12 protein-coding genes and 1 tRNA gene are annotated in these 13,865 nt (G+C 45.3%); 2 read left to right on the top strand and 11 right to left on the bottom strand.

What is annotated here, in order from left to right; translation table 11 throughout:
* Window positions 1-2,320 (bottom strand): formate dehydrogenase-N subunit alpha (gene fdnG, locus ULO1_RS12920; protein WP_242947964.1); only part of this gene is annotated, 2,320 nt, incomplete at its 3' end.
* A 152-nt stretch (window positions 2,321-2,472) separates the two neighbouring features.
* A complete protein-coding gene (locus ULO1_RS12910) occupies window positions 2,473-3,564 on the bottom strand; it encodes a cache domain-containing protein (RefSeq protein ID WP_078664888.1) in 1,092 nt (363 codons plus the stop codon).
* 111 nt (window positions 3,565-3,675) lie between these two features.
* On the opposite strand from ULO1_RS12910, the gene ULO1_RS14845 reads away from it, so the two are divergent.
* Window positions 3,676-3,773 (top strand) — tRNA-Sec (locus tag ULO1_RS14845).
* A 159-nt stretch (window positions 3,774-3,932) separates the two neighbouring features.
* Complete coding sequence (locus ULO1_RS12905; protein ID WP_078664889.1) at window positions 3,933-4,310, top strand: ATP-binding protein; 378 nt, start codon at window positions 3,933-3,935, stop codon at window positions 4,308-4,310.
* A gap of 89 nt (window positions 4,311-4,399) precedes the next feature.
* Here ULO1_RS12905 and ULO1_RS12900 read toward each other — a convergent pair whose 3' ends face one another.
* The 9 genes from ULO1_RS12900 to ULO1_RS12860 are packed head-to-tail and all read right to left on the bottom strand — an operon-like array spanning window position 4,400 to window position 13,795.
* Entirely contained in the window at window positions 4,400-5,605 is a 1,206-nt protein-coding gene (locus ULO1_RS12900) for a Coenzyme F420 hydrogenase/dehydrogenase, beta subunit C-terminal domain (protein WP_079933723.1), read from the bottom strand.
* 16 nt (window positions 5,606-5,621) lie between these two features.
* On the bottom strand, window positions 5,622-6,203 hold the full coding sequence (locus ULO1_RS12895) for a DUF1847 domain-containing protein (RefSeq protein WP_079933722.1): 582 nt from the start codon (window positions 6,201-6,203) through the stop codon (window positions 5,622-5,624).
* A 24-nt stretch (window positions 6,204-6,227) separates the two neighbouring features.
* The gene (sdhB, locus tag ULO1_RS12890; protein ID WP_078664892.1) at window positions 6,228-6,974 is read right to left on the bottom strand and encodes a succinate dehydrogenase iron-sulfur subunit; all 747 of its coding nucleotides are present in this window, start codon (window positions 6,972-6,974) and stop codon (window positions 6,228-6,230) included.
* The gene (sdhA, locus tag ULO1_RS12885) at window positions 6,946-8,730 is read right to left on the bottom strand and encodes a succinate dehydrogenase flavoprotein subunit (RefSeq protein WP_079906205.1); all 1,785 of its coding nucleotides are present in this window, start codon (window positions 8,728-8,730) and stop codon (window positions 6,946-6,948) included. Before sdhA ends, sdhB begins: the two co-directional genes overlap by 29 nt.
* Window positions 8,731-8,748: 18 nt before the next feature.
* Window positions 8,749-9,360 carry a succinate dehydrogenase cytochrome b558 subunit gene (locus tag ULO1_RS12880; RefSeq protein WP_079933721.1) on the bottom strand — a complete coding sequence of 204 codons (612 nt, stop codon included), beginning with the start codon at window positions 9,358-9,360 and terminating at the stop codon, window positions 8,749-8,751.
* A 20-nt stretch (window positions 9,361-9,380) separates the two neighbouring features.
* The gene (locus tag ULO1_RS12875) at window positions 9,381-10,721 is read right to left on the bottom strand and encodes an MmgE/PrpD family protein (protein ID WP_078664895.1); all 1,341 of its coding nucleotides are present in this window, start codon (window positions 10,719-10,721) and stop codon (window positions 9,381-9,383) included.
* A 15-nt stretch (window positions 10,722-10,736) separates the two neighbouring features.
* On the bottom strand, window positions 10,737-11,633 hold the full coding sequence (locus ULO1_RS12870) for a CoA-binding protein (protein ID WP_079906207.1): 897 nt from the start codon (window positions 11,631-11,633) through the stop codon (window positions 10,737-10,739).
* A 50-nt stretch (window positions 11,634-11,683) separates the two neighbouring features.
* On the bottom strand, window positions 11,684-12,898 hold the full coding sequence (locus ULO1_RS12865) for a succinate--CoA ligase subunit beta (RefSeq protein ID WP_079933720.1): 1,215 nt from the start codon (window positions 12,896-12,898) through the stop codon (window positions 11,684-11,686).
* A 30-nt stretch (window positions 12,899-12,928) separates the two neighbouring features.
* Window positions 12,929-13,795 (bottom strand): CoA ester lyase, encoded by an 867-nt coding sequence (locus tag ULO1_RS12860; RefSeq protein ID WP_078664898.1) that lies wholly within the window; start codon window positions 13,793-13,795, stop codon window positions 12,929-12,931.
* Between the last annotated feature and the right edge of the window lie 70 nt (window positions 13,796-13,865).

The following is a 13,865-nucleotide window of genomic DNA, read 5'->3' as shown; positions in this document are numbered from 1 at the left end:
GCTTCCCGGTGGTGTCTGCTGAAGCCCGGTTGTACAGGATACGGCGGTTCAGCGGCCAGGCATAAGACCATCTGGGATAAATACCCAGACCACTGGGATCATCCTGTTCCCGGAGCTGAGCCAGGTTTTTTCCTTCTTCGGGGTAAATTCCTGAATAAATCCAGTTACCACAGAGGGTGGAGCCATCATCCATTAAGGAGAGGAAGTTTTTGACCTGCTTGCCTGTAGCAGTTTCCTGACCATTTATTTCGCGAGCAACCTTATCTACATCGCACTCATCACCATCACCAAAGTTCCAGTAGAGATACTTAATCGGTTCATCAGCAGGGTTGGTACTATCCTTGTATGTTTCCTTCAGCCGACGCGCCAATTGATGTATAATATCCAGATCAGCTCGCGACTCACCCAGAGGTTCGACCGCCTGCCAGCGCCACTGAGACCAGCGGCCGGAAGATGCAATGCTGCCCTCCTTTTCAAAGGAAGCAGCTGCCGGTAAAACAAAGACCTCAGTCTTGATCTCGGCCGGGTTAGCCCCTGCTTCTTTTGTCCAGAAGGTCATAGTTTCAGTCAGCCAGAGGTCGGCTGCGACCAGCCAATCCAGTTTCTCCAGAGCCTTTCTCTCTTTATTGGAATTTGGGCCACCTACAACCGGGTTCTGGCCCCAGCAGATAAGCCCTTTAAGTTTTCCTTTATACATGGCCTCAAAAAGTCCAATATGTGTATAGTTGGTCTTAGGATCACGCTTGGGCAAATACTGATAGGCAAACTCATTATCCGGGCGGGCAGCATCACCCCACATTGCTTTTAGGTAACTTACAAAAAACTTAGGCAGATTCGTCAAAAATCCACCTTTAGGAGTTTCTTTTTCAATAAATGCTGAAAGGGTAGCATGTTCAGGATCCGCAGTTGGCGTAGGTATATAGCCTGTGATTATGTTGTTTAATAAACCGAAATCAGTAGAGCCCTGCACGTTGGACTCACCCCGCAGAGCATTTACACCGCCACCAGGAATACCTATATTACCCAGTAAGAGCTGCAGAATAGCATAGGCCCGCACATTTTGTGAACCAACAGTATGCTGGGTACCACCCATTGCATATAGAATCGTGCCTGCTTTATCAGGTACACCGGTAGCCGCATAGGTTTTACAAATCTCTTCATAGAGCTCTTTCGGTGTACCGGTTACCTGGCATACGGTATCAATATCATAACGGGAATAATGCTTTTTCAGCAACTGGAAGACACAGCGCGGATCCTGTAAAGAGGGGTCACGCAAAGGCTTGCCTTCCGCATCAAGTTTATAGCCCCAGAGTTTTTTGTCATATTTTCTGTTTTTTCCATCATAGCCGCTGAACATACCATCATTGAAATCATAGGTGTCGGCTACAATGAAAGAAGCGTTGGTGTAATTGACTACATAGTCTTTGAAGTACAGGTTATTTTGCAGGATATAATTGATCATACCCCCGATAAAGGCAATGTCAGTACCAGAACGCATCGGTGCATAAATATCGGCTTTGGAAGAGGTACGGGTAAAACGCGGGTCAACGGAAATGATTTTGGCTCCGCGCTTCTCCTTGGCTTCCATCAGCCACTTGCTGGAGATAGGATGATTTTCAAAGGCATTGGAACCAATAATCAATGCACAATCGGTATTTTTTAAATCAATCCAGTGGTTGGTCATTGCTCCACGACCAAATGAAGGCGCCAGACCGGCGACCGTAGAGCTGTGTCAAATACGGGCCTGGTGTTCGAGATAGACTACGCCCAGCCCCCGCATCAATTTTTGAACCAGATAGCATTCTTCATTATCTAAAGCTGCACCACCTAAAGAGGCGATAGCTTCAGTCCGCATGACTTTGATGCCATCTTTTTCAACTTCAAAGGTCTTATCCCGGGTTTCTTTAATCCGCTTTGTAATTTCTGTCAACATCCAATCCCAATCTTTTTCTTCAAACTTATCGCTGCCCGGAGCCCGGTAGAGGGGTTTAGTCAAGCGCCGGGGATTGGGCTTACCTACTGCTAGATTACGGATCTGGAAAATGGATGCTCCCTTACTACAGGCACCGCCCCGGTTAACCGGATGGTCCGGGTCCCCGTCAATCAACAATAACTCCCCATTAGCAGTGTCCACGTGAGCGATCATCCCACAGCCAGCACTGCAAAACGGGCACAGGGTAGGTACTCGTTTGGCATCCTTGATTCGGAACTGTTTGGCCTGGGCCCTGGCAGGTGCAGTATCAATGCCAAGTACACCCGCTGCCGCCAGAGCACCACTAAGACCAGAGATTTTGAGAAAATCCCGTCTTGTTACGGCCATGCCTTCATCCCCTTTCTCATCTTAATTTTTTGAATTTTTGCTTTTCTATTATCCATCAGCTTCCGCGATAGGTCAATTTTTTGTAAGTAAAGTAAATTATGAAACTAATGTAATTTACAAAAATAGATCCTGTGGCCAGAAAAACCACAGGCTTATCCTTTTTCGAAAATCTGATATAACTTTACCGGTCTACCAATAGCTCCGTATTTTACTTCCACCTGAATTCTACCGTTTTTTTCCAGGTAATCCAGATAGCGTTTAACTGTTACCCTGGTCAGATTCACCCCTTCAGCTATTTCTTCCGCCGACAGGGCCTCTGTTTGCTGGGTCAAATAGGCCAGTATCTGCTTTAAGGTAGATTCGTTCAGACCCTTGGGTAAACTTTCTTCAACGCTGGCAAGACTGGCAGGGGTATCAACTTCGGCTGCCCCCTTTGAAGCCAGCTGAGGCTGCCCCTGCTGCTGACTGATCTGCTGGGTCAACTTCTGCAATTCCTCTACCATCTGGTTAAAAGCCTGAGCCAGTTGCCCGATCTCATTGGAGCTATCCACTTCCACCTTGACTGCCTGATGCCCGGAAGCTACTTCCATAGTTCCCGCTGTAATTTGCTGCAAGGGGCCGATAATAACCCGCTGGGTAAAAAACCAGCCCGCCAGTGCTACCAGCAAGGTTATACCAGCGCTGATGGAAATCACAGTAAAAATTGATTCTTTTAACAGCTGATCTGACAGTCGCTTGGAAATACCTACATAAAACATGCCAATGATGTTACCCTGACTATCCCGCAGGGGTTTATAAGCGGTCTGATAGTACTCGCCAACCACATTGGCTTCACCCAGGTACACCTGTCCATTCTTCAACACTGTGCGGGCCACCGCATCCGAAACTTTCGTTTTTAAAGCCCGCTGGCCATCCGGCCCCCGTACAGTAGTGGCCACTCTGGTATCACCCAGGAAAATGGTCACAGTATCCCCCGTTAGACTGGCAATATAATCTACCAGTTCCAGGTCGTTATTGATTTTATGCTCGCCTTTATATAACTCGCCATTTTTCACCTGCCAGGAACCCGGGTACATTAAATCGATAATAGCTTCCCCTGTGGCCAGGTCGCTTTTAGCTTTAGTTTCCGTGGCCAGAATGGCCCTTTCCTTCATATGAATGCTGATCACAACAGTTAATAAGAGCGACAGCAGGAGGATAGGTCCCAGAACTAATAGTAATAATTGTTGTTTCAGGGACTTCATCTTTTATCACTCCCTACAAACATCTACTTACAGTTATACAGGAAAAGCCCGTATTTTTCAATCAATAAATTTGACAATAAGCATTTTATTTAATATAATCTAATACGGTAAGGGAATGAATGAGGTCTGGTGGCCTCCCCGGCCTTCAAAGCCGCGTGTTTCGGGGTAGCCCCTCGAAAGGTGGGTTCGATTCCCACGCATTCCCGCCAGAACAGATTTGAAGCCTATAAATCCCAGCAGGATTTATAGGCTTTTATATTTTTACGAAAATGTGATGAAACTAACAGTTTTCTGTGACTGTTTTACTGTATGATGATAACTGGTCTTTGCTAAAATAAGCACAACAGGAAATTGAGGAGGAGTAAAAAATGGTTAAAAGAAAAATAGTAAAAATCAATGAAGACCTGTGCACTGGCTGTGGTAAATGCGTCAGCCCCTGTGCCGAAGGTGCCATAACTATCGTAAATGGCAAAGCCAAAGTCTTGCGGGAGGAACTCTGTGATGGCGCTGGCTATTGCCTGGCTGTTTGTCCCACCGGAGCTCTGACCATCGAAGAAAGGGAAACAGTGGAATTTGACCACCATGCTGTGGAAGAACACCGCAAACAAATTCTGGACCAGCTGGCAATCGTCAAGTGTGCCCGCTGCGGTGCCAGTGAAATGGAGCGCGTCCTTATCCCTTACCGGCATAAGCAGGACAGCCAGTGGGTCTGTGTCCGCTGTTTACCGGCCCTGATACATGGCTAAAAGTTTTCCCCCTATGATAGTAATTCAAATCTACCATAGGGGGAATTTTATTTCATTTTCCGTTCTCCAGGGTTCAGTTTCAGAAGCTTTTATTCGCTCCTGGTTGAAGGGGCTAGATGGGTTTCACGTAAAAAAGGAGTATAGTCTGTTTCCCGGTGGTAATTGGGAACTGGCCAGCCGAAACGGCGCCGTTGTTTGAGCCGAAAAGCAGCAGCATGTTTTTTAAGTTCAAAACCAATACCTGCAGTTACTTTTTTGGGCTCTAATAACTCAAGACTGATAGCCCCCTGTGTTCGTGCTAAACCGACTAATTCCTCTCCAGCAGAGGAACGTACCAAAATGGTCGACTTACCAGCCTCGGTTCCCGGTTTCATAGTCGGATCCCAGTAGTCACCAACAGCAACGTCCGCAAGTTCTGCAGCCCAGTCCGTGCACATTTCACACCGATCCCGCTTGTATGCAGGCATTAATATGTGGTACATGTAATGATGCCGATCAATAACTATTTCCTTACCATCAGCCAAACGAACCGTTAAATGGCCGGGCCAGTTACTGCCCCGGTAATTAAGACATTTAACATATTTTAAATCCTTAATACCACCCTGTTCAACCAGCAAATGCCTGGTCCCTTCAAAATAAAATTGAGAAGCGCAAAAAAGGCCAATCACAAGTTTAACAGCTTTTGCTATACTGTCCGGTTTACCGGAAAACTGCATCTTGCGAATTCCATGGATATGACAGGGACAGCCTACAATCGCAATTCTAGTATAACCACGGGCTACTGCCTCATTCAGCAAACTGTTAATAGGTACCACCGCATATTTAGAACCCGCAGCAGCCAATACTTCTTCTTTTGTAGTTACCAACCTTGCTTCTGTCCGCAATGGGTTATCCTGTTGAAAGCCCGCTACAAGGGCACAGTCGATTACTCCTCTTTCCAGCGAAAATGCCAGCAGGGCGCTAACCAGGCCTCCCCCGGTACCTTTTTCCCTAATTGTCGGGTCAGAGGCATAACCATAGTAACAACCCGCATAAACGCCTAAATCATCTTTTCTTTCCGGCCTTACCCGGCCAAAAAATTTCTGTTCCAGTACCGGGATGGGAATATCGGCCCCCGGGCAGGCCTGAGTGCATATTCCACAAGCCTTACACTCACCTTTTAACTCAGGCAATAACTCCCCATCTTCTTCTGTAATTCCCAATACCCGCCAGGGGCACAAACCTACACAAGTGCCGCAGGTGGTGCAAAGTCCCCGGTCAATTACATCCCTTTTAAGTTGTTCAAAAGATTTCATTATAAATTTTTCCTCCTTATTTTTCGGGCGGCAACAATTTTCTTTGATAATATTTAGAATAAACAGGCGCCAGGGGATTATGGCAAGTAACTCGATCTTTTACCACCAAAGTGGAGACAGGGGCGGTTGAATATTTTGTAAAAATAGCATCGTGGCCAATACAAAGTCCGATTATTAAATTCAACTCCGTTCCGGCCTCACCTAATATTTTAGCTTGAGCTATCGGATTACAGGTAGCTTCATAGCGTCCTTCAACAACATTAGGCATGCCAAATTCTTTTTTATCCATACCGCATACTTTACATATAACTGAATCTACTTTAAAATAATTCTCCAAAATTCGGGAAATTATCTTGGCCTCATTGGAAAGGCCGACACAAAAGGCCAATCCTATATGCTTGATACCTACTTCCTGGCAAAACAAAATAACTTCTTCCAAACGGGTCTTCTTCATGTAATGTTCGGCTTCAATTTTTGCTGCAGCAGTCCACATCTTTCTTACTAATTCGTCCTCATACTCCGGAACCGGGATTCTTTCCTTGGTACAAACCTTCCCCTGGAAATTACAATCATTTTTTGAACAATCGGCGCATTTCACTTTGCATTGCTCCTTCTCTCCATTTTACTTATCTAACCAGCGCAAAATACTGTGAAGTGTAACCTGACGGTTTACATCGGCAATAGAAGCTGTCAAAGGTATTTCTTTTGGGCAAACCCGGACACAGTTCTGGGCATTACCGCATTCAGCTATACCGCCTTCACCCATCAGGGATTCAAGGCGTTGGCCTTTACTCATTGCTCCGGTGGGATGAGCATTAAAAAGGCGAACCTGAGCAATGGGTGCAGGACCGATAAACTTCGATTTGGGGTTGACATTGGGACACGCTTCCATGCAACACCCACAAGTCATGCAACGGGACAATGGATATATCTTCTCCTGTACTTCCTGGGACACCTTGGGTCCAGGTCCCAAATCATATGTCCCGTCAATATCAATCCAGGCCTTGACCTTTTTCAGGTTTTCAAACATAATGCTGCGATCTACCATCAAATCCCTGATAACGGGGAACTTGGTTAATGGTTCAAGCACAATAGGCTGTGTTAGCTGGTCAATCAAGGCCGAACAGGCCTGACGGGGTTTGCCATTGATAATCATGGTACATGCTCCGCAGACTTCTTCCAGACAATTACATTCCCAAACTACAGCCGTTGTTTTCTGTCCCTGGGCATTAACCGGATTTCTTTGAATTTCCATTAATACGGAAACCACGTTGGCTCCCGTCCGGTAAGGCACTTTAAATTCTTCCCAGCGTGGACGATCCTGGGGGCTATCTTGTCGTTTAATTTTTAGATGAATTGTCTTCGACATTCATAGTAGCCTCCTTTTCCACATCATAACGTCGTGGTCTTGGTTTAATGTATTTAAGGTCAACTTCCTCATAACTAAAGACAGGGCCTTCCGGAGTATACCTGGCCATAGTTGTTTTCAGCCAATTAGCGTCATCCCGGTCCGGAAACTCCGGTTTATAATGGGCACCCCGACTTTCATTCCGGTTAAGAGCACCAATAGTAATTACCCGGGCCAGTTGTAGCATGTTCCACAGCTGTCTGGTAAATTGGACGGCCTGGTTAGCCCAGCGACTGGTATCGTTAATATTAATTTTCTGCCAGCGTTCCTGAAGCTCTACCAGTTTTTCATCAGTCTTCTTTAGTTTATCATTATATCGGACAATGGTAACATTTTCATTCATTATTTCACCCATTTCCCGGTGCAAGGCGAAGGGGTTTTCTGTTCCGTTCATCTTATAAATTCTTTCCTGGAAATCAATTTGACGTTTTAACTCGCGTTCTATAACCTTGCTGCTGACAGTTTCGGCAGATTTGCCAATATTTTTTACATATTCAACAGCTTTCGGCCCTGCAATCATTCCACCGTATATGGCAGAAATCAAAGAGTTAGCCCCTAACCGGTTGGCGCCATGATATTGATATTCACATTCCCCGCAAGCAAAGAGGCCTGGAATATTGGTCATCTGGTTATAGTCCACCCAAAGTCCGCCCATCGAATAATGAACAGAGGGGAAAATCTTCATCGGTACCTTTCTAGGATCTTCTCCCATAAACTTTTCATAAATTTCCACGACACCACCAAGTTTGCGGTCAATTTCTTTGGCTGGAAGGTGGGAAATATCCAGGTAAACCATATTCTCCCCGTTAATGCCAAGCTTTAACTCGTAACAAACTTTATGGATAGCCCTTGCGGCAATATCTCTTGGCACCAAATTCTTATAGGCGGGATACCATTCTTCAAGAAAATACCAGGGCTTGCCATCTTTGTAAACCCAGATCCGGCCGCCTTCGCCCCTAATAGATTCAGACATCAGGCGGCGCTTATCTTCTCCAGGGATACCCGTCGGGTGAATCTGAATAAATTCCCCGTTGGCATAAATTGCTCCCTGCTGGTAAACAGCGCTCGCCGCCGAACCGGTATTAATGGTAGAATTGGTGGTACGGCCGAAAATCATTCCCGGGCCACCGGTGGCAAGAATCACCGCGTCTGCCTTGACTGCATGGATTTCCATAGATTTCATTTCCTGTACTACAAGACCACGGCAGATTCCCTCATCATCAATAATTGCCGATAACATTTCCCAGCCTTCATACCGTTTGATTAAACCAGCGTCTTCATAACGCCGCGTCTGTTCATCCAGGGCATAAAGGAGCTGTTGACCGGTGGTTGCACCAGCAAAAACTGTTCTGGAGTACTTTGCCCCCCCGAGCCGGCGAACATCAAGGTGCCCTTCCGGGGTACGGTTGAAAGGCACTCCCATCCGGTCCATCAGGTATATTATACCGGGTGCAGCATCACACATCCCTTTCACCGGAGTTTGGTTGGCTAAAAAGTCGCCACCGTAAATAGTATCATCAAAATGTTCCCAGGTAGAATCCCCTTCACCCTTGGTATTAACAGCAGCGTTAATTCCTCCCTGGGCACAGGCAGAATGGGAGCGCTTGGCGGGAACTAGAGAGAACAAATCAACATGCATACCTGCCTCAGCTATTTTAATAGCGGCCATCAAACCGGCTAATCCACCGCCAACAACCACGATTTTTCCTTTACTCATATCTGTTTACCTCCAATCCTATCTCGTAAAGGCTACCAATACGTTGATACCAATTATGTTGAGTACCAGGAAAAGCAGCCCCGTAACATAAGTGGTCACTTGCTGCGCCCTTGGACCAATTGTAATACCCCAGGTGATGAGGAATGTCCATAACCCGTTGGCAAAATGAAAAACAGCTGCAACTAAACCGACAATATAAAAAGCAAAAATTCCTGGATTACTGAGAGAAGCGCTTATAGCCTCAAAACTGACCTCGGTATCGTAAAGAGCTTTTGCCAAACGCAAGACATATACATGCCAAACCAAAAAAACTAAAGTTACGATAGCCGTTACACGTTGCAAGTAAAACATCCAGTTACGGAAATAGCTATAAGATAAGATATTATTCTTGGCAACATAAACTATATACAAACCATAAAATGCGTGAAAGGCAATGGGTAAGCCGATAAACAATATTTCAATAAAAGTGAGATAAGGCAAGGTTTGAAAGAATTCAATTTTTTCGTTAAAAGCTTTGGCCCCTTTAAGTGCAAATGAATTGGTAAAAAGATGTTCCAGCAGAAATAATCCGATAGGTATTAAACCTGAGAGAGAATGAATCCGGCGAAGAAAAAAGCTGTTTGTGCTCATATCTAATAAACTCCCTCCTTTCAATTAGTAAAAAATAAAGCGATATTTTGTATGTTCTCCATTTTTAATGCCTTTTGTAAAAGCCTTTCTGCTTCTTCTGGTTTTAGTCTGATACCCGCCAGTTCCCGGAATTTCACAGATAATTCCTCAGCAGTTACCGGATTTTCCGGATCACCTTTCGGGAAGTTGGTCCGCTCAGTATAGACTCGATTATCTGAACAGTAAATTTCTACTATAGCAGGCCACTGTTCCGGGTATAAAGCTTCTATTTCCGGATCTTGAACCAGCTCAACCCTGGACATCAGCTCGCGGATCTCTTTGTCTTCCAGAGCTGCCTCGTTAAACTCGGCGAGTCCGGCCTTCCGCTTTTTTAATCCAAGGGCAACACAAAAGGGAAGGCTAAACTTGGCTGCATAAAGAGAATTGGGCTGATAATTTCCAGTAATATCCAAAGCAATCCCGTAAGTTTTAACAACTATTTTTTCAACCTGGCCGGGAGTTAAATCAAACTGCTTGGCTAATGCGATAACCAAATCTAATCCCGGATGGGTATGCCGGCAAGAGGCATGAATCTTGAAAGAATTCTCCAGAATTTTATAACTCTGGCCCAGGCCGTCAGTAATTTTATTTAAATCGTATTCCCTGGCTGTTGCTTTACAGAAACCTTTCTCACCTTCTAAAATTTTGCTCGCACCAGTAAACCCCCGGGCTGCCAGCAAAGCTGCCAGAAGACCGTTCATGGCTGCTTTTCCCGGGTGAAGATGTTTACTCATGGCACCGTCCGCCAGGAACTCCCACAGCCCCGCAGCCTGAGTGCCTGCATTGCCAAGGGCATGAACCATCTGGTCGCGATTCAAACCTAAAATTTTTCCCGCTGCTGCCGCAGCGCCAAAAGTTCCACAAGTACCGGTATTATGCCAATAATAGTAATGGGAGGGAGTAACCGCCTCGCCAATTCTGATACCGACTTCATAGCCAGCCACAATAGCAGTTATCAGTTCTTCACCAGATGCCCCGATTTTCTCAGCCGCTGCCAGGGCTGCCGGAATTATTGCAGCAGCAGCGTGTAAAATTGATGCCTTGTGAACATCATCCAGCTCTACAATATGCGAAACCGCCCCGTTGACCAGAGCAGCGTTAAGACAAGAAGATTTCCGCAAGGACGGAATTAATGTCGCCTGGGGGTTTCCCCCAATATCCTCAGCTACAGCATAAACCATTTGTCCCGCTTCTTTTCCGGCACCGGCCAGGGCAGACCCCAGCCAGTCCAGAAAAGATAACCTGGTAATTTCAATAACTTCGTCAGGCAAATCGGTATATTTGAGGTTACAGATATAATCAGCCAGCTTTTGCGAAATCATTACAGCAAGCCTCCCTTAACCCAGCAACTTTTTTAAGGTCGGAATCATATCATCAAATTTTTCAAGCACATATGCACCGGCCTCTTTGAGTTTAGCCATTTTTGTTGAGGGTTTCCCTGTTCCGCCGGAAATCATCGCTCCAGCATGGCCAAAGACCGTCCCTTCAGGCATGGACTCGGTAAACCTGCCAGAAATATAAGAAATTAATGGTTTGGTAAAGCCTCCTGACTTAATAAATTCAGCCGCCTCTTCCTCAAAGCTGGTACCCGGTTCGGAATAAGTTACCACCGCTTTTGTTTCAGGGTCTTTCTCAAACAGGGCAAGCAGATCTTTAATAGAGCTACCGATCAAGGCGTCTCCACCGATGCTTATGGCAGTGCTAACCCCATAGCCGGCTCTTTTGACCATCCAGGACGTCTCGGCTGTCATACCTCCGCTCCGAGATATTACCCCTACCGGGCCCGGAACAAAACACCTTTCTACATTGTCCCCGCCAATGGCTCCCAGTTTTACCCTTTCCCCGGGACTGATCATACCCACGGAATTGGGCCCTACAATCCTAACACCCCGTTGCTGAGCTATATTTAAAAATTTAATGGCATCCTTTTGTGGCACGTTTTCTGTAGCAATCAAGATTAACTTAATTCCATTAGCTATTGCTTCCATCACAGCGTCAAAGACAAAGGCCGGTGGCACATAAACGAGAGAGGTGTCCAGTTCATGCTCACGACAGGCAGCTTTTAATGTATCGTAAACAGGTACACCTTCAACATCCTGCCCCCCCTTCCCAGGGGTAATGCCAGCAACAATTTTCGTTCCGTAAGCTAAGGTATGCTTAGTGACCATGGTAGCTTCCCGCCCGGTAATACCTTGAATAACTATTTTCGAATTGCGGTCAATTAAAATTGCCATTAGATTGTCCCTCCCAAATACTGATTTTGTTTCATCGGGTCGTATATTCTCTATTCACCGTAGGTTTCTTTCATGCGCTGTACCATTTTGGCAGCAGCTTCTGTAATAGTAACATCATCACCGTAATATTCAATACCGGCATTGACAAACAGTTCCTTGGCTACAGCATCGTTAACCCCTGCCTCCCGGACAACAACCGGGAACTTTGATGGATCAATGTTTAAGTCTTTAAGAGCCCTGATAATCCCTTTGGCCATTATGTCAACCTGAGTGTTGTTGGTAATGTTATGAGCAACAAAAAGCCCTTTAACACCAGGTTTCGATAAAATACCCCTGGTCAGTCCGTACACTTTTTCCTCTGTCGGGTTTCCACCAACTTCAGAATAGTTAGCCGGTTTGCCGCCAAAAGAAACCAAAGCGTCAAAACTTAACAAACTGCCGCCACCACCACCGCACATAAAACCTATATCTCCACCATCCATTTCGGTATAACGGGCAGTGCCGCGATAAGGATCTGCTTCATTAACCGCAATCATTTGCTTCTCCAATTCTGTGAGCGGTCGCCAGGCTCTTTCACTGCCAATCTGCACTATGTCTTTAAGTTCAGGATGACGGTACATAGCTGAATCATCAACACTCATAACTGAAGCAGCAGCAACAATGTCCTCATCGGTTGTTACCACCAGTGGGTTAATTTCTAAAAGATAGGCATCAGTACTATCAAATAAACGGTAAAGTTTAGATAAAACTCCGGTTGCTTTAGTCAAAAGCTTGCCCTTAACACCTAATTCACTCCATATTTCCTTGGCTTCATAATCACAAAAGCCAAGAATCGGGTCTACATGATAGGTAATAATTTTTTCCGGCGACTTGCGGCTTAGTTCTTCTACATCGATACCACCACAAGTACTGGCAATAATCACAGGCGCTTTTTTGCTCTTGTCAATAGTAATTGAAACAAACCATTCCTCGGCAATAGAAATCTTTTCTTCCACCAAAACTCTTTCAACGGGGAAACTGGCCACTTTCATCCGCAACAGTTCAGCCGCTAAATGGGATGCTTCATCAGGAGTATCAGCAAATTTTATTGCACCTGCTTTTCCTCTTTTGCCGATAGGTACTAAAGCTTTTAAAACTACCGGTTTGCCAAAACGTTTAGCAATTTCCCGGGCTTCCTCAGGGCTTGCCGCTACATCGTTTTGCGGAGCCGGAATACCAAACTGCCGTATTAGTTGTTTACTGTGATTTTCCGTAATTCTTCCCATACTAAACCCTCCTTAAAATTTAAGAAATATTTACATTCCTAATGCTTCAGCTATAGCCAATAATTTTTTTGCACGCATGGCCACAGGGTAGTCAATAAATTTACCGTCCACCTGAATCGCAGCCAATCCTTGTTTTTCGGCTTCTTCAAAAGCAACAACAATTTTTCTTGCCTGGGCTATTTCATCAGGGGTGGGTGAGAAAACTTTATTTACTGGTTCTATCTGTCCTGGGTGAATGACTAATTTACTCTGGAATCCCATACTTCTAACCAACCGGCACTCTTCCACCAGTCCATCTATGTCCTTAATTTCTGGATAGACTGTATCGATAGGTGCTTCAATACCAGCAACCCTGGAAGCAATTACTAACTGTGAGCGGGCATAAAAGAAAGCATTGCCATCTTTGCTCCAGGTTGTTCCAATATCGAGACTAAAATCAATCGCCCCAAAAGCAAGCCGCGAAATCCTTGGTGAAGCAGATGCAATTTCCGCCGCCCGATAGACACCAGCTGCACTTTCAATTAGAGGGATGAGGTCTATTTGTCCCGGAGGGAGCCCTCTTTTTTTCTCACCTTCAGTTATCAGCCAATCAACCATACGAATGTCTTCAGCGGATTCGGCCTTGGGTAGCATAATACCGTCCAACCGCGAGCAGATAACTGCTTCTAAATCATCAAAGAAAAAATTAGTGGAAATGGAATTAACCCTAACATAAGCCTTACAACCCCTGGGTTTTAACAAAGTTTCCTGGACCACCTTGCGTGCTTGCTCCTTTTCACTGATTGCTACTGCATCCTCCAGATCGAGGATAACGGCATCAGCTCCTAATGTCAGTACCTTGTCTGATTTTTTGGAATCACTGCCAGGAGCAAACATAAAAGTACGCAACGGTTTCATTAAATATCGCCTCCTTTCATAATCAGAATTTTATTAATTTTTTCATTTTTATTAAAAAGCAAAAACCATG

This window comes from Carboxydocella sp. ULO1, assembly GCF_002049255.1.
In the GTDB taxonomy this organism is placed as follows: Bacteria; Bacillota.
The sequence above is the reverse complement of the archived record's forward strand: the minus strand, read 5'-3'. Positions and strand labels throughout refer to the sequence as shown.